This window comes from Ruminococcus flavefaciens, from assembly GCF_900119075.1.
In the GTDB taxonomy this organism is placed as follows: domain Bacteria; phylum Bacillota; class Clostridia; order Oscillospirales; family Ruminococcaceae; genus Ruminococcus; species Ruminococcus flavefaciens_Q.
In genome coordinates, this window is record NZ_FPIP01000011.1 from 58,350 (window position 1) to 74,308 (window position 15,959).

A 15,959-nucleotide genomic window follows, 5' to 3' on the forward strand; every position below is an offset into this window, starting at 1 on the left:
GTAATTACAGTATACATCATTACGGAGGTATTTTGGTCGCTTCTGAGGCGACAAATCATGAACCTATGAGACTCTGGTCAAAAGCAAACAGTGCTTCGTTTATTTCATAGATATTATAATTGCTGCGTTCGATAAAATAGCGGATTATCAGGTCAAACTTCAGGCTGTCTGACAGAGCAAAGCCCGCTTTTTTCAGCAGTTCCTCAGTTTCACCGAGGTCAAGTTCAAGGGCTACTGCAAAAGCAACTGCGGTCTGCTTTTTAGGCTTGTAGTTCTTGTCACTGCGTATTTTTGAAAAGAGCTTGCGGTCAATATTGGCTTTTTTATAAGTCTCCACATCGGTCATGCCTTTTTCGTCTATGAGTCTGAGCAGAGCTTCCGAAAAGGATTCGTCATGGGTTTTCAGCATATTTTCAAGGTCGGCGCTGGTTTCACAGCAGATATCTTCTTCGGGCATGATATTTGCGGAGCTTTCTTTCATGCTTTCCTTTTTTCTGCCGAATAATCCGCTTGGTTTTGCGCCTGCAAGCTGGTACGTTCCGATTACCGAGGCGCCGCTCCTGTTTCTCCTGTCACGGTCAGCACATTTCTTTGCGTAAGTGTCGCTTATATACTGCCTTATCTCGCCGACTATGCCTGAGCTGACCTCAAAGGAGTCCTTATCGAATATGACAAGTGTGATATCCATATCATTTTCGTCAAGGAAGCTTCTGAATTCGGAAACAGCCACATCAAGAGCCTTATCCTTCGGATAGCCGTATATTCCCGATGAAATAAGAGGGAAAGCCACGCTTTCACAGTCATTTTTCTTTGCAAGCTCAAGGGAATTCCTGTAGCATGAACGCAGGAACTCTTCCTCACAGCGATCACCGCCGTGCCAAACAGGACCTACAGTATGTATGATATATTTACAGTCGAGAGCATATCCCTTTGTAAGCTTTGCTTCTCCTGTTTTACAGCCGCCGAGAGTTCTGCATTCCGCAAGAAGCTGCGGACCTGCCGCATGATGTATAGCACCGTCAACTCCGCCGCCTCCTAACAGCGATGAATTCGCAGCGTTGACGATAGCGTCGGCTTTGACCTTTGTTATATCGTTCCTTATAATTCTGAAAGGCATACATACAACCTCCCTTTCACTCTGATTTATAAAATTATACCATACCTGTCGCAGATTATCAATACTTATACATATAATGCGTAATATTACATAAAACAGGTATTTTAATCTGAAAGGATTATATAAGTGAAAGAGCTGTCAAGGCAGGCGATACAACATTATAAAAGCAGCAGTAGCATATATAACTACTGCTGCTTATGTCCTACTGCGTATAACAGTAATCGTCCGATCCGAAATAGTTTTTATCGGTCATAGTTCGGAATAATACCTGAGAAATTCTTCTGTACAGGCGGCTTTTGCCATTGGCGCGGACTGCCACACAAGCTCGCCCTCACATTCAAGGCTGAGCACATAGCCGTCGCACTGATTCCAGCCGTATAAAAGATAGTCTCTGCCGTTATGGGAAAAGCTCAGTTCATCGTCTGCGACAAGAGCTTTTCTGAGTTCATTCGTGCTCATGATTCATCTCCGTAAATTCTTTCAGTTTTGCTTTGAGATATTCATATCTCTCACGTTTTTCTGCTTTTGAAAAATGTACTTCTCTGAACTGCTCGGGATTATCGGTATAGTCAAGTATTTCATCGCCGAACTGCTCGCTTGTAAGGTCGAATACCACATCTCCCACAACATTGTAGCAGTGGTAGTTCCCTTTTGGCCTGAGAACTCCGTAAACCTTTCCGCCGAAGATATCCTGCGCTAAAAAAGCGGTTACGGCGCACTGTCCGAGAGTCATATTCTCCTTGCTCCACTTGAAGCGCAGACGGGGAGCGCAGGTATACTCGCACCATATCTCCGCAAGGGCGTCATATAGCTTCTGCGGCGTATCTATGCCCTTGAAGTCATTATTTACCGGCGGTACCAAAGCGTTTTCCCAGCCGTAGAAATTATAGCTCATAATTCACCTCATATATACATTGCGTCCATTGCCGTGATATACTCAAGGGGCGGAACGAAAGTGCCCTTATGACGGTCTCCGCGATATACCTCTCTGCCGTGCTTGTAGGCGATGACCTGCGCCATTGGAAACGGTATCCAAACGCCGTCATCAAGGGGCTTTGTGGCGAAAATAATACCGCTTTCAAGCCTTTTGAAGCACAGCGTATTTTTCAGATTCTTGTGTACATAGAGCATATCGCCGTCGTATATCATCAGATTCAGCTTGTTCCGCGGAGCGTTCTCCACTATGAAATGATTTACTATCTCAAAGCGTTCATGCTCCTTGGGAATAGCCCGTGAGATATGCTCGTTCATATAGTCGAGAAGTGAAAGGAAGAAGCGCTCGGAGTCCGTATCCCCCTGCTGTGCGGCAGAATAACGATGATTATGCCTGCCGTTGAAGATAGTGCCGTTGTGGATAAGAGTCCATTCTCTGCCCGAAATATCCCTGCCTGTGAAAGGGTGGCAGTTGTTCTCGTTTATAGAACCGACGGTGGCAAATCTTATATGTGCGAGGAGGTTTTTCTGCGGAGCAAGACTATCTATCATATCGCCGAGAAAAGAGCTTTCAGCGGCGCAGACAGGCTCTTTCAGAATGACTCTGCCGACGTTTTCGTACATCATTCCCCAGCCGTGAGGATTGCTTCTGCTGTGAGCAAAAAAACTGCGCAGATAGTCAGATATATCCGTATTTTTTTCCGAAGTGAAGCCCAGAAGCTCGCACATTTATTTCACCGCCTTGTCTGATTATCAATTACTTTGCAGAAGCCGATACAATTGAGGTTTTGAAATGATTTCTGCCGAGTATTTTTTCTTTCTCAAATGCAATTATTTCAAGTGCCTTTTCGTTGTCCGAGAAATGCTTTTCCATTTCCTCGATGACCTCAAGTCCGCGCTCTAAAAGCTTTGTATCGGGCTCAAGAAGTGCCGCGTTTTTATGGTCGCGGACAGACTTTTCCTGGAGCTCGGGAGCAAAGTCGAAATCGGCTTGCGAGAGCAGATAAAGTATGAGCAGATGAGCAAATTCAAGGTCTCTGCTGTCGATTCCGAGAGCTGCGGAGGGATTGAGGTCGAACATTCTCAGCTCGATGTGGTCAACGCCCTTTGCCGCAAGATTTTCAAGGGTATTCACGCCCTTTGGCTTCAAACGTATAGGCAGATACAGCTCGCTTGCGGAGTACAGTGAACCCGTCACGATATGCTTCTTGATACTGCCTGTGAACGTCTTTAAGCTCCTGTGGTCAAGTATGGGCAGGAACTTGTTCCAGTAGCCCCGTTTGCTGTTTCGCAGGGACGAATATTCACTCATAATTATACCGCTTTTTCCGTCTTTGTCAAGAGAGGCGTCATAATATGGGCTTGCCGCCGTAAGCAGCACCAGAAGCCAGCTATGCACCATAAGCTGCTTGTAAAGCCTGAGATAAAACTCGTCGCGGAATGTGTGGAAGTCCTCGTTATTTGTATTGAGCTCGCGGAGAAATTCCTCTGCAAATGAGAAATTGAAGTGTATCCCCGAGAAAAGCATGAGCTTTTTGCCGTATTTCTGCTGTAACACCTCACGGTATGCGCGTTTCGAGGAATGGTCGCCTGTGAAGTCTGCAATGGGTATATCCTTCTCGCTGTCAAAGTGCGGCGGATTGCTGTACAGCCATATGCTCTCGCCGTTTTTTGCAAGCTCCTCACGGGTTCTTTTGTCAAGCTCCGCAAGAGCTTCAACAGCCTCGTCAACGCTGTGGCAGACAGGAGTTACGAGCTCCACCTGATTCTCGCAGAAGTCACGGGTGATATGCTCGTCATTGCCGAAAGGGTGGGGAGTCTGAGCAAGTCTGCCCTGACCGTCCACACGGAGAGTTTCACGCTCAATGCCGAATTTTCCGCTGTAATAATATTTACTTGTGGTCATAAATATCACCTCAGATATCTGTAATTCTTACCTGCCGAACATTTTTTATCCTGCGGAGCCTGCGTGAAACAGCTTCATCTTCGGAAGCAGTCTCAAAGCAGATATCGGCAGTAAAATGCGAAACGAGGGTATTCTGTTCGTCTGTCACTACATTGGCTGTATGGGTTATGATATTGCCGTTAAGGCGTCTGATGACGTTGGATATTTCGCCTACAAGACCTATCCTGTCAATGGAAATCACTTCAATTCGCTTCATATTTATCAGCTCCTGTAAATAAAAATAGTCTGCCTCCGCGGCAGACTGTTTGCTTACAGGCAGAAAAAGCCTATGATACAGAAAGCACGGGGCTCGTTATACAAATATTCACTTTACACATATGTACCTGCATAACAAACACCTCCGTTAATGCATACTAATTTACTATGTTTATATTATACTATAATATGCATACTTTGTCAATAGGATTTCTGTGAATTGGTTATTGACTTTTACTCTTAGCGGCTATATAATCATATTATAACAAGCTGCAAGCCTGCTGTTCCTCGTCGAAAAGCTCGGTTACAGTCGGATCATCGCCGCATATCGGACAGGTCGGAACTCTTTTCGGCAGCTTTACTTTGCGCCATTCCATTTTAAGTCCGTCAAAGATAAGCATACTTCCTGTGAGAAGCTCCCCCTGACCTGTGATGTACTTCACGGCTTCAAGAGCCTGCATAGAACCGATCACTCCAGCCATTGCACCGATAACTCCTGCTTCGCGGCAGCCGGGGACTGCGTCCTTCGGCGGCGGAGCTTCAAATATACAGCGGTAGCAGGGACCTTTTTCGGGGACGTATGTCATAAGCTGTCCCTCAAAGCGCAGGATACCTGCGTGACAAAAGGGCTTGCGTCCCAGCACACAGGCGTCGTTTATGAGGAACTTTGTGGGGAAGTTGTCCGCACCGTCGATTATGAAGTCGTAATCCGCTATCATATCTGCGATGTTTTTGCTGTTTACGTATTCGTGATAAGTTATAACTTCAACATCGGGATTGAGGGCTTTTATGGTCTCAGCAGCGGACTGCACCTTTGTTTTGCCCACATCATCGGTGGCGTGTATTATCTGCCTTTGCAGGTTTGAAGGCTCCACGTTATCGCAGTCGGCAATGCCGATAGTTCCCACGCCTGCGGCTGCAAGGTACATCGCGGCAGGTGCGCCGAGACCGCCTGCGCCTATGATGAGCACCTTTGCGGCAAGGAGCTTCTTCTGCCCCCTCACGCCGATTTCTTTTAATGTGATGTGTCTCGAATAGCGTTCGAGCTGTTGGTCTGTTAAAGCCATTTTTGCCTCCCGAAAGGAAATTGATATGAAAAGTATAAATGCGGCGGAACTATCCGCTCTTGATATGGAAAAAGCGCTTCTTCTCGACATAAGAAGCCGCGAAGAATTTGAAAACAACGGTATAAAGGGCTCGGTAAATGTGCCCTTTGACGAGATATCTACGGGACTATCAAAGCTCCCCAAGGACAAGCCTGTCTACGTGCTGTGCAGAACGGGCGACCTCAGCGAAGAAGTCGCCGAAATACTTGAAGACCGCGGATATGACGTATATAATGTGGAGGGCGGTCACGCCGCATATATCGTAAGTCTTGCAAGTGCCAAGCTGTAAATACAATTCCTACTTGTTTAATAAGTATAGCATATACACATCGGCTTTTCAAGGGTGTCGGGTATAGATTTTTCCTATAATATGCAATGGATTTTTCGCATTGGACAGACTTCTTTCTGCGTGATATAATAAAGTCACACCAAACGAAAGGAGCGGTGAAAATGAAAAACAGAATATCCTGTATGCTTGGTATGCTCCGCTCCATCGTCAGGGGGACAGACCGAATGTGCAGTACGGGACGATGTTAAAACGGAAACTACTTTTAGCTGAAGCATTTAGTGTATAACCTCCTAAAACAATACATTAAAATGAAATAAGAAAAAAGCTTCTTCTATAACTAAGAAAAACGCCCGAACTCAATCATGGCACTCATATAGAAGTTTATGTTTTTTATGGGGGAAACCTTTCCTCAGTTCCTCGCTGTTTGAGGAAAATATTCAATAACATAATCCGGTCATCAAAAAACGGGAACAGCTAAAAACTGTTCCCGTTCCGTTTTATATCACTTGTTCTCCGCTGTGCAGGGCGATGAGTTTTTCTCCCATTATCTCTTTCATCAGCTCAAAGGCAGGCTCGCCCGTGCAGTGTCCGCTGTAAAAAACAGTGTTCAGCTTTGCAAGCTCACGAGCCGTCTGAACGATGACAGCCTTTTCGTCCTCGTTATGCTCGCCCTCACGCTTCATCATGTGGAATCCGCTGAGAACGTAATCGGGCTCGCTGCTGAAAAGCTCCCTGTATCGGTCAAGGATATTGAGTATGCCGTTATGGGCGCAGCCCGACAGCAGCCAGCGCTTGCCGCTTTGCGTGATGACAAGGCACTGCTCGTGGGCGAAGTCGTCCTCGACTTTTTCGCCGCTGCGCAAACAGGACAGCTTTCTGTTGCCCTGCGGGTAGCACCTTCTGCCTGTAACTCCGCTGAACAGGAACAGCTCGTCGTCAAGCCGCACATCGCCGTCTATGAGCTGAACATTCGGCAGTTTGAGAATATCCGTGTCAATACCGATGTAGCGCTCACCGTTGTAGTGAGGTTCTGCGGCGGACCTTTGCATGATTATCGCTGCTTGGGGATTCAGCTTTGCAAAGGGCAGGATACCCCCCGAATGGTCGTAATGACCGTGGCTGAGTATAACTGTATCAACAGCGGTCAGGTCAACGCCGAGGGCTTCCGCATTCTTCACAACTGCGTCAGTCTGCCCCGTATCAAGGAGCAGTCTGTGCTTTTCAGTCTCGATATATATCGAAAGTCCGTGCTCGGCTATGCAGCTTTCGTTTGCGGAAGTATTCTCCACAAGGGTGATTATCTTCATCAGTGGTTACCGCAGGAGTGGCTGCCGCAGCCGTGGTCTCCGCAGGAATGACCTTCGCCGTGTTCGTGGTGGTGGTCACAGGTAGGATTTGAATTCTGTGCGAGCGTCTGTGCAAGGAAAGCCTTTACAGCTTCGTCGGCACTGCCCATATTGCCGCCGTAGAGAGCGATACCTGCCTCCTGCATAGCCATTTGTGCGCCTCCGCCGATACCTCCGCAGATAAGCACATCAGCCTGCGCATTCTTGAGGAAACCTGCAAGAGCGCCGTGACCTGCTCCGTTTGTGCCTACGACCTGCTCGTTTATTATCTTTCCGTCGGCGATATCATAGAGCTTGAACTGCTCTGTTCTGCCGAAATGCTGGAATATCTGTCCATTTTCATAGGTAACTGCGATTCTCATGATCTTGCTTCCTTTCTGAGTTATCTCCTCCGAGATAGTGTTGTCAAGCGTGTAATTTCCGCCCGAAATGACGATGCGTCTGCCCTCCACCAGTGCGGCGGCGAGTTTCTTTCTTGCGCTGTCGTAAATCGCTGTGACAGTAGTCCTTGCGACGTTCATCTCAGCGGCGCACTGCTCCTGAGTTTTTCCCTGATAGTCTATCAGACGTATGGTCTCAAACTCGTCAAGGGACATCGTTACCGTATCGTTTGCGGTATCATGCTCGGGAGCAAAGCTCCAGTAATCAGGGTAACAGCATATACGGCGCGATTTCTGAGGTCTTGGCATAGGCGCATCTCCTTTCTGACTTATGTCAATTATATCACGGTTTTTGACTTATGTCAAGTATAAATATAGCAGTCATTACACTCATGACCAACATATATTATTAAACGCCCTGTCTGTTGTTATACAGGCAGGGCGTTCAATTATTTCACAGTAAATTTCAGCATATTCCATGAACGCGGAACAAGGCTTACCTCTCCGCTTATTTCCTGCTGAACAGGTGATACCGCATCAGGCTCGTCCGCACTGTTGCAGCGTTTCATATCTTCATCTGTCAGAACTGTATGAGATACAAGGCTGTATCCCTCAAATCCGCTGAGTTCAAGCACGCAGCTCTCATCAGCCGAGCGGTTTACCGCAAACAGCGTGATATCGCTGCCGTTTGCTGCTGCGATACAATCGACATACGGCACATTGCTGTGATTCTTTGTATCATAGGTACCGCATTCGCAGACAGTACGCAGAGCCTTTCCCCTTCCGTTCACCGAACAGTGAAGGAACGGATAATAAATTGTCTGCATCCACAGTCTGCCGCCTGTCTCGGTCATGATAGGTGCGATAACATTGACAAGCTGTGCAAGACAAGCTACCTTGACTCTGTCGCAGTGTCTCAGAAGCGTTATCAGCAGACAGCCTACAACAAGCGCGTCCTCAACGTTAAAGATATCCTCTAAAAGGGGCGGAGCTATCTGCCATGGCTTTACCTGCTTATCCTGCTCCTTGCTGTGGAACCAGATATTCCACTCGTCAAAGGAAAGCTTTATCTCCTTATCGGACTTCTTCTCCGCTTTTATCTCGTCACATATATTCGCAGTATCTATGATGAACTGCTCCATATCCATTGACGACGCAAGAAAATCATCGGTGTCATCATCTGTGTTGCCATAGTAGCTGTGCATGGAAAGGTAGTCCACGTGGTCATAGCACTCACGCAGCACAGTCCTTTCCCATTCGCCAAATGTAGGCATAGTCGGTGCTGAGCTGCCGCAGGCGACAAGCTCTATGGTAGGATCGGTAAGCTTCATAAGCTTGGCTGTCTCACAGGCGAGACGTGCATACTCCTGCGGAGTTTTATGTCCTATCTGCCATTCGCCGTCCATCTCGTTTCCAAGGCACCACAGCTTTATGCCGAAGGGCTTCTCAAAGCCGTTTTTTCGGCGCAGATCAGCATAGTATGTATCTGTGTCAAGGTTGCAGTATTCAACGAGGTTTCTTGCATCTTCAGCGCCGCGGGTACCGAGGTTCACTGCCATATTTATTTCAGCGCCTGCACGCTTTGCCCACTCCTGAAACTCGTCAATGCCAATTTCATTGGTCTCGATACTGTTCCATGCGAGCTCCAGCTTTCGCGGACGCTTTGCCCTGTCGCCGATACCGTCCTCCCAGTTGTAGCCTGATACGAAATTACCGCCGGGGTAACGTACAACAGGTACATTCAGGGACTTTACCAGTTCCAATACGTCCTTGCGGAATCCCATATCGTCAGCGGTCTCATGTGTCGGCTCATAGATGCCGCCGTAGACCGCCCGTCCGAGATGCTCGATAAAAGAGCCGTATATTCGGGGATCGATGTCACCGATAGTATCCAAGGTATTGATTGTTATTTTTGCTTTCATAGCTTAAACTCCAGATCTTATTACGTAATCTTTGATAGCACAGGCTGTTTCTTTACAAACAGTATGCTTCATTAATACCCCAAAAATACGTTTTATCAGCCCTTTACAGCACCTGCTGTAAGACCGTCAACGATCTTGTTGGAGAATGCACAGTAAACTACTATAGTAGGAATGAGAGCGATCACAATAGCCGCAAACATCTGTGAATAGTTAGTAGCGTGCGGTCCGACAAACTTTGACAGCGCTACGGGAAGCGTCTTCTTGGCGTCATCTGAGATGAATACCATAGCCATAAGAAGCTCGTTCCAGTTGCCGACAAAGGTCATAAGTCCCGTTACAAAAAGACCTGTCTTACTGAGGGGCAGACATATTTTGAAGAATATCTGGAAGATATTCGCGCCCTCCATACAAGCGCATTCGATAAGCTCATTTGGAAGTCCCTTAAAGAAACCTGTCATAATGAATATGGTTATCGGAAGCGAGCAGGTAAGATAAGGAAGTATAAGTCCTAAAAGTGAATTTGAAAGGCCTAATTTTGAAAATCTTGTAAAAAGCGGGATAAGTACGCAGTGTACAGGTATCATCATACCTGTAAGGAAATATGTCATTGCAAGCTTTGCACCCTTCCAGCGCAGACGGGCAATGGCAAATGCCGCCATAGAACCGATGAGAGAGCTGAGTACCAGAGTGACAATACATATAATGAACGAGTTAAGTGTGGATATTCCAAGCTTTCCTGCCGTCCATGCAATGGAATAGTTTTCAAATGATATTTTTTCGGGAAGTGCAAAAGGTGCGGTAAATATCTCTTTATTGGTCTTGAACGATACGTTCAGCACCCACAGAAGAGGTAATATGTAGGTCAGGCATATCAGTATCAGGAACACATATAAAGCTATCTGTATACCCGATATCTTTTTCTTGGAGGTCAGATCCGATTCAGCTTTATATACTTTTGAATAGCTCATTAGACTATACCTCCTTACATCTCGTACTGTTCGGTCTTTACGACCTTATTGATAAACAGTGTTACCAACAGACAGAGTATGAGCAGCACTACGCCTATAGCACTTGCATATCCGTATTTGAAGTACTTGAACTGCTGATAGAGGTGAGTCGCAAGGACCTCTGTTTTGTGGTTCGGTCCGCCTGTAGTCATATTCCAGATAAGGTCAAAGAACTTCAGCGAGCCTATCGCATTGAGAGACATGGCTGTAGCAACCATAGGCTTTATCAGAGGAAGTGTTATGTATCTGAATGTCATGGGCTTTGTACAGCCGTCGATATAGCTTGCCTCCATGAGAGACTTGCTTATACCTGATATCTGAGCCATGTAAAGCATCATTGACTGACCTACGAACTGCCAGAGGGAAACAAAAGCGATCATCCACATAGGTAGAGGGATAGTGCCCTTTGTAGACATCAGCCAGAGAGGCGGATTCTCAACGCCCCATTTTATAAGGAGCTGATTGATACCGAGCTTAGGTCCGAATATGAACAGCCACAGCAGACCGAGAGCAGCCGATGAAAGTACGCAGGGAAGATAGATTATGTTCTTGAACAGATTTCGTCCTTTTTTGATGTTTGTGAGGATAGCTGCATAGATAAGACCTACGAGAAGCTGTGACACACAGGAGAAAACGAGGAAAAACATCGAGTTCTTGAGGGCAATGCCGAATGTCTTGTCGTGAAGCAGATTCTTGTAATTATCAAATCCGATAAAAACAGGTTTTGTCATGCCTTTATAATCACATAATGAATAATACACCGACTGAATGATCGGTATAAAAAGCACCAGTGTGAACAAAAGGAATGCAGGAAGCATGAAAACAAGGAGTGCTTTCTTGTTTCTAAGCATTTTTTCCATACTGGAACAACTCCTTTCAAAAATACTAAGGGTAGAATATATTGAAAACAAAATAGGGGCGCAGGGTTCGCGCCCCTATATGTTTTCGAAATCAGTCAGAAATTACTTTCTGCAGTTTGCTTTGTAGTAATCCTCCATGTCCTTTGCAGCCTCTGATGGCTTCATATCGCCGAGGAATACAGCAACCATGGTATCGTCGAAATGAGCGCCTGTCTCTGTTGTAGGAAGTGATTCGTTATAGAAACCGAATGTACCCTTTGCTCCCTTGAATACGTCCATAACGTATGAGAGCTGCTTAGGAGCTACAGATGGATCATAATCAACATTTGTTACAGGGATCTTACCACCCTTTTCAGCAGTGTACTTCTGAGCTGTATCGTCTGTGAAGTACTTGATAAGAGCTGCTGCACCGTCAGGATTCTTTGATGTTGAGCTCATGCAGAGTGAGTCAGACTTAGCGATTATTCTGTCAACGCCAGGGAACTGGAATACGCCGCACTTGGACTCAAAATCAGGGTTAGAACCGTTTATCTGAGCGATTACCCATGAGCCCTGGATAAGGATAGCAGCTTCCTCGTTGTAGAAATTAGCTGTAGCAACGTCGTTTGTATCGCCTGCTGCTGTTTTCTGGAAGTACTTGGATAATTCAACAAGCTTGCTTGCAGCGCTCTCGAGCTTTCCATCCTCCCATGAAGCAGAACCGTCAGCCAGCTTAGCAAGATCTACGCCCTCAGCCTCACAGAGGTAACCTGCTACCATTGAGAGGCACCATGCAGTACCTGCGGAAATTGATATAGGAGTATATCCTGCGCTCTGAAGCTTATCGCAAGTCTCTATCATCTCGTCCCAGTTTGTAGGAACCTTAGCGCCTGCCTTCTCAAACATCTCTGTATTATAGAAGCAGCAAGCGGCCGCAGTGTTCAGCGGAACAGCATATATCTTGCCGTCGTATGTCTGCTGTGTGAATACAGCGTCGCCTGCGAATGTATCCTTCCAGCCGTCCTTGTTGAGGTAGTCATCAAGAGGAGCTGCAACGCCTGGCTCAACATAGTCTGTGAGCTGTGGTCCGGGGCTTACGATGAATACGTCAGGTGTATCACCTGCTGCAACAAGAGCATTGAGCTTGTTATAGTATTCTTCAAGGTTTGTTGTGATAGGCTTTACGTGATACTTGCCATCATTATCCTTGTTGAATCTCTCGATAGTCTCCTTGTAGCCGAGTGAGATAAGGTCCTCAGTAGCATCAAGGTCATCCCAGAACATCCATGTGAGCTCCTGAACATCGCTCTTCTTTCCTGAGCCGGAGCCGCTGCCGTTACCGTTGTTTGCAGAACCATTGGATCCACCTGAACTGTTACCACAGCTTCCAAGTGTTGTAGCGAACATTGCTGCTGTCATAATTGTTGCTAAAATTCTTCTTTTTTTCATTTCTCTTACCTCCTGGTTAAGTGCCTCCGCTGCATATCAAAAATATTATACCATATGCTGCACGGCAAAGTTCTTACGGTTTTACCGAATACGATCTGGCATCACTTTGATGCTCTTTGTAAATTTTACCATATTATATACAACTTGTCAATAAATATCTGTAATAAAGGCAAAAAAAGATAAACGAGCAGAAAATTTCATGCAATTATAGCAAAAAATGGTTAGAAAAGCCCAAAATTTAACCTCTTTGTAACGCTTTTTTAATAAAATTTACCCTATTTTTTAATAAATCTTTACTGACATTATACGCTCATTTCCCCATAATCATTCCAGAATGAACGAACCAAGGGACAGTGAACAAAGGTCAGAGCTGCCTTTTTCCTTGAAAGTGAACCATATAGCGTTCACGCCGTCGGGTATCCTGATATCAGCAGTGTACTTCTTCCATATATTGCTGTTGTCGATCTCTATCTCGCCAAGCTCCTCGCCGTCCCATGCAGTCTTGACCGCGAAAGAGCCATTGCCGTAGCCGCGGGTTGTAATGCTGACCTTGGTTATGCCCTTGCAGTCGAAGTACTTGAAGCCTATATTTGTACCGTCCTTGATATTATAGATGTAACCTGTCTCCTCGTCGCCGTCCCTGCCGTCCTGCACTATACGGGGCGCATTGAGGTCGCCGATATAGAGCTCGGGCTTCCTGCCGAAGATATTGCAGGCAATATAAGCAGGATATTCGCCTCTGCCCTCCAAAGGTCCGCCGTTGAGACCGCAGGAGGTCATCTCAGCCTGCATGAAGCTTCCGTCGGCATTGAGTGTTAGCTTCTCCGCACAGCCCTGTCTGGAGAACCATGTGCCGTTGGTATGTCTGTGATAGAAGATATACCACTCGCCGTTTATCTCGATAATACTGCCGTGATTGTTGGCTCCGCGGCTTGCAGGCATATCCGCAGGCTTATAGGTGCCAATATGCAGGTCGGTGTTGCTGACCAGTACGCCGCCGTATCTGAAGCCGCCGAGAGGTTCATCGCTGACAGCATAGCAGAGCTCGTGCATGACCTCGGAAGAGTATATGAAATAATACTTTCCGTTCACCTTGCGTATGGACGAAGCCTCGAAAAAGGCGTGTCCCTCGAACTCGGTGCCTGCGCTGTAACAGGTGCCCGAAACCACTGCCTGCGGCTCGGTGATGACGGTCAGCATATCCTTATCCAGTGTAACAGCCTTTGCGCCTGTTCTGGACTTGTCGCCCTGCGGACAGAATCCGCTGTACATATAGGTCTTGCCGCCCTCGGTGATAACTCCCGGATCGAACTGTGGCTCGTCACCCTCTCTCTCTCCGAGACGAGTGCCGTCAGGATAGTGTACATAGCCGTAGAACTCGTACTTTCCCGCAGGCTCGTCACATACCGCAACAGACATAACGCCCACCTTGTCGAGGACATAGTAGAGGTAGTATCTTCCGTCGGGACCGACTGTTACATCAGGTGCATAAAGGCACATATGACCGTCCTTATTGAGCGGATCGGCGTTTCTGGGGTAGATAACGCCCTCATAGCGCCAGTTTCCCAGATCGTCAACGGGGGCTGACCAGCAAACATAGTCGCCCATACAGAACACATAGCCGTTCCAGAGGTCGTGAGAGCCGTAGATGTATACGCGGTCGCCGAATACATAGGGCTCGCCGTCGGGGATATACTCCCAGCTTGGGAGATATGGATTGAATGCCTGTTTCTTACTCATAATATGCCTCCTTATTTCGTTTTGTCCAGCAGGAACCTGACAAGTCTGCTCTGCTCGACAGACTCCTTAGCTCCGTCACTGGTGAACAGCATTTCACTTCGGTCTGTATCGGTATAGGGCTTCCACTGCGGAAGCTTATTCCCGTTGATGTCAAAGCCGTTGGGATCTCCCGTCTTTATGAAATTAGCCCAGTAATCGCACATCTGCCTTGCAAGGTCGTAATGCCTGCCCTCAAAAGGTCTGGTGCATTTTGCCAATGTCTCGAAAAAGAACCATAGGTCCACCGAATGGAATGTACCTGCGTTATCTTTTCCCGGGATATCAGGGATAAAACGGTAGTAATAGCAGTTTTTCGGCTCATTCTGACTGTTTTCGCCAAGAAAAGCCTCTTTTGTCCCAAGCTCGGGAGCTGAAACAGGCGCATATCCGAATTCCGTCCTGACTCTTGCTTCTGAAAGCGCCAGAAACTCCTCAGCCCTGCCGCCGAAGTACTCCTTTGCCTTTTCTGCAAGCCCATCATCATCTGACGCATTGATGAACTCCATGAATTCGTCCCCTGTATTGCCGCCCATAACGGGTACACGGATACGTGTGCCGTTTCTGAAAGCCGCCATGGGATCCTGCGTGCAGAAGCGCCCGTCCTGCACTATGGTAAAGAACATCTCGCCTTTATTGCGGAGCTCGGAATACTTGCTGCGGATATAGTCTGCGTCAAGGCGCCTCGCCTCTTCAAGTGTCTTTACGCCCAGATACTCAAAGAGCCTTTCGCCCTTTTTGCCTGCCAGTTCAGGACTCTGGGGCAGAAAGAAGTCATTGACCTCATAGGGCGAGCCGAACACTCCGCTCATGACCACAGCCCTCTGGAAATCGCCCTCGTTGTCCCTGCAAGCCATTTGTGCCATTACACTGCCGCCGCCTGCGGACTGTCCTGCTATGGTTATATTATCGGGATCGCCGCCGAAATTGGCGATATTACGGCGAACCCACCTGAGACCTGCCTGCTGGTCGAGACTGCCGAAATTGCAGGGAGCGTCAGGCTGCTCCCTTGTCAGCTGAGGGTGGCAGAGAAATCCAAAGGCGCCAAGGCGGTAATTCACTGTAACTACGACGATATCTCTCCTTGCAAGGCGTTCGCCGTCAAACTCCATTTCTGCGGTATAGCCCCACTGAAAAGCGCCGCCGAAAAACCATACAAGCACGGGCTTGCGCTCGTCCGCGGACTTTGCATTTGTCCATATATTAAGGTAGAGGCAGTCCTCGCTCATGGGTATCTCGGAGTCTACGTGCCATTCCCGGCAGTATATATCGTCGCCTATGCCGGGGGTATCCTGAACGGATATAGGCGCGAACTCAAAGCATTCTCGGACGCCCTGCCAGTTTTCGGCAGGCTGCGGAGCCCGCCAGCGGTTCCCGCCCACAGGTGGAGCGGCAAAGGGTATGCCCTTGAATGAGGTTATCCTCGGGTCTGCTGCGGGCAGTCCGCGCACCTGTCCGTTTTCGGTATTTGCTGTCCTTAGCATGGTATCATCTCCTTTATTATGGAATAGTTCCTGTTATACTGAAAACATTTTAACATTAAATAGTAAAAATTGCAATACAAAACGTGCGCATATCTGACCAATTTTTAATCTGACAGGCTCATGGAGCTTATAAAACAAACAAACGCCGAT

General features: G+C 47.3%; 16 protein-coding genes. 1 reads left to right on the forward strand and 15 read right to left on the reverse strand.

Annotation, left to right across the window (positions count from 1 at the left end):
• Positions 1-55 precede the first annotated feature (55 nt).
• From BT105_RS13655 to BT105_RS13685, 7 genes are all read right to left on the reverse strand, one after another.
• A complete protein-coding gene (locus BT105_RS13655) occupies positions 56-1,117 on the reverse strand; it encodes an O-acetyl-ADP-ribose deacetylase (RefSeq protein WP_072301246.1) in 1,062 nt (353 codons plus the stop codon).
• A gap of 249 nt (positions 1,118-1,366) precedes the next feature.
• Entirely contained in the window at positions 1,367-1,576 is a 210-nt protein-coding gene (locus BT105_RS13660; protein WP_072301247.1) for a hypothetical protein, read from the reverse strand.
• Complete coding sequence (locus tag BT105_RS13665) at positions 1,563-2,012, reverse strand: YunG family protein (protein ID WP_072301248.1); 450 nt, start codon at positions 2,010-2,012, stop codon at positions 1,563-1,565. The genes BT105_RS13660 and BT105_RS13665 overlap by 14 nt, the downstream gene beginning before the upstream one ends.
• A gap of 8 nt (positions 2,013-2,020) precedes the next feature.
• Positions 2,021-2,779: a class II glutamine amidotransferase gene (locus BT105_RS13670; RefSeq protein ID WP_072301249.1), complete on the reverse strand. Its 759-nt coding sequence runs from the start codon at positions 2,777-2,779 to the stop codon at positions 2,021-2,023.
• Positions 2,780-2,807: 28 nt separating this feature from the next.
• Positions 2,808-3,956, reverse strand: a complete 1,149-nt coding sequence (locus tag BT105_RS13675; protein ID WP_072301250.1) for a glutathione synthase — start codon at positions 3,954-3,956, stop codon at positions 2,808-2,810.
• Between the two features lie 10 nt (positions 3,957-3,966).
• Complete coding sequence (locus BT105_RS13680; RefSeq protein WP_072301251.1) at positions 3,967-4,212, reverse strand: ACT domain-containing protein; 246 nt, start codon at positions 4,210-4,212, stop codon at positions 3,967-3,969.
• A gap of 259 nt (positions 4,213-4,471) precedes the next feature.
• Positions 4,472-5,278, reverse strand: coding sequence for a HesA/MoeB/ThiF family protein (locus BT105_RS13685; protein ID WP_072301252.1), 807 nt, complete (start codon positions 5,276-5,278; stop codon positions 4,472-4,474).
• A 25-nt stretch (positions 5,279-5,303) separates the two neighbouring features.
• On the opposite strand from BT105_RS13685, the gene BT105_RS13690 reads away from it, so the two are divergent.
• The gene (locus BT105_RS13690) at positions 5,304-5,606 is read left to right on the forward strand and encodes a rhodanese-like domain-containing protein (RefSeq protein WP_072301253.1); all 303 of its coding nucleotides are present in this window, start codon (positions 5,304-5,306) and stop codon (positions 5,604-5,606) included.
• Positions 5,607-6,103: 497 nt separating this feature from the next.
• Here the strand turns inward: BT105_RS13690 and BT105_RS13695 are convergent, their stop codons facing one another.
• The 8 genes from BT105_RS13695 to BT105_RS13730 all read right to left on the reverse strand — a co-directional run bounded on the left by BT105_RS13695 (position 6,104) and on the right by BT105_RS13730 (position 15,809).
• On the reverse strand, positions 6,104-6,913 hold the full coding sequence (locus tag BT105_RS13695) for an MBL fold metallo-hydrolase (RefSeq protein ID WP_072301254.1): 810 nt from the start codon (positions 6,911-6,913) through the stop codon (positions 6,104-6,106).
• Positions 6,913-7,641: a DUF134 domain-containing protein gene (locus tag BT105_RS13700; RefSeq protein ID WP_072301255.1), complete on the reverse strand. Its 729-nt coding sequence runs from the start codon at positions 7,639-7,641 to the stop codon at positions 6,913-6,915. Before BT105_RS13700 ends, BT105_RS13695 begins: the two co-directional genes overlap by 1 nt.
• Before the next feature lie 140 nt (positions 7,642-7,781).
• Positions 7,782-9,254 (reverse strand): arabinosylfuranosidase ArfA, encoded by a 1,473-nt coding sequence (locus tag BT105_RS13705; RefSeq protein WP_072301256.1) that lies wholly within the window; start codon positions 9,252-9,254, stop codon positions 7,782-7,784.
• A gap of 95 nt (positions 9,255-9,349) precedes the next feature.
• Complete coding sequence (locus BT105_RS13710) at positions 9,350-10,222, reverse strand: carbohydrate ABC transporter permease (protein WP_072301257.1); 873 nt, start codon at positions 10,220-10,222, stop codon at positions 9,350-9,352.
• Positions 10,223-10,236: 14 nt separating this feature from the next.
• Entirely contained in the window at positions 10,237-11,121 is an 885-nt protein-coding gene (locus BT105_RS13715; RefSeq protein WP_072301258.1) for a carbohydrate ABC transporter permease, read from the reverse strand.
• 102 nt (positions 11,122-11,223) lie between these two features.
• Positions 11,224-12,549 carry an ABC transporter substrate-binding protein gene (locus tag BT105_RS13720; protein WP_072301259.1) on the reverse strand — a complete coding sequence of 442 codons (1,326 nt, stop codon included), beginning with the start codon at positions 12,547-12,549 and terminating at the stop codon, positions 11,224-11,226.
• A 324-nt stretch (positions 12,550-12,873) separates the two neighbouring features.
• Positions 12,874-14,289, reverse strand: coding sequence for a family 43 glycosylhydrolase (locus tag BT105_RS13725; protein WP_072301260.1), 1,416 nt, complete (start codon positions 14,287-14,289; stop codon positions 12,874-12,876).
• A gap of 11 nt (positions 14,290-14,300) precedes the next feature.
• Positions 14,301-15,809: a carboxylesterase/lipase family protein gene (locus BT105_RS13730; protein WP_072301261.1), complete on the reverse strand. Its 1,509-nt coding sequence runs from the start codon at positions 15,807-15,809 to the stop codon at positions 14,301-14,303.
• Positions 15,810-15,959: the final 150 nt, after the last annotated feature.

Coding starts and splice junctions, on each gene's coding strand:
- BT105_RS13710 (WP_072301257.1), bottom strand. CDS start 10,222: ATGAGCTATTCAAAAGTATATAAAGCTGAATCGGATCTGACCTCCAAG.
- BT105_RS13670 (WP_072301249.1), bottom strand. CDS start 2,779: ATGTGCGAGCTTCTGGGCTTCACTTCGGAAAAAAATACGGATATATCT.
- BT105_RS13690 (WP_072301253.1), top strand. CDS start 5,304: ATGAAAAGTATAAATGCGGCGGAACTATCCGCTCTTGATATGGAAAAA.
- BT105_RS13715 (WP_072301258.1), bottom strand. CDS start 11,121: ATGGAAAAAATGCTTAGAAACAAGAAAGCACTCCTTGTTTTCATGCTT.
- BT105_RS13705 (WP_072301256.1), bottom strand. CDS start 9,254: ATGAAAGCAAAAATAACAATCAATACCTTGGATACTATCGGTGACATC.
- BT105_RS13665 (WP_072301248.1), bottom strand. CDS start 2,012: ATGAGCTATAATTTCTACGGCTGGGAAAACGCTTTGGTACCGCCGGTA.
- BT105_RS13680 (WP_072301251.1), bottom strand. CDS start 4,212: ATGAAGCGAATTGAAGTGATTTCCATTGACAGGATAGGTCTTGTAGGC.
- BT105_RS13720 (WP_072301259.1), bottom strand. CDS start 12,549: ATGAAAAAAAGAAGAATTTTAGCAACAATTATGACAGCAGCAATGTTC.
- BT105_RS13725 (WP_072301260.1), bottom strand. CDS start 14,289: ATGAGTAAGAAACAGGCATTCAATCCATATCTCCCAAGCTGGGAGTAT.
- BT105_RS13695 (WP_072301254.1), bottom strand. CDS start 6,913: ATGAAGATAATCACCCTTGTGGAGAATACTTCCGCAAACGAAAGCTGC.
- BT105_RS13675 (WP_072301250.1), bottom strand. CDS start 3,956: ATGACCACAAGTAAATATTATTACAGCGGAAAATTCGGCATTGAGCGT.
- BT105_RS13700 (WP_072301255.1), bottom strand. CDS start 7,641: ATGCCAAGACCTCAGAAATCGCGCCGTATATGCTGTTACCCTGATTAC.
- BT105_RS13730 (WP_072301261.1), bottom strand. CDS start 15,809: ATGCTAAGGACAGCAAATACCGAAAACGGACAGGTGCGCGGACTGCCC.
- BT105_RS13655 (WP_072301246.1), bottom strand. CDS start 1,117: ATGCCTTTCAGAATTATAAGGAACGATATAACAAAGGTCAAAGCCGAC.
- BT105_RS13660 (WP_072301247.1), bottom strand. CDS start 1,576: ATGAGCACGAATGAACTCAGAAAAGCTCTTGTCGCAGACGATGAACTG.
- BT105_RS13685 (WP_072301252.1), bottom strand. CDS start 5,278: ATGGCTTTAACAGACCAACAGCTCGAACGCTATTCGAGACACATCACA.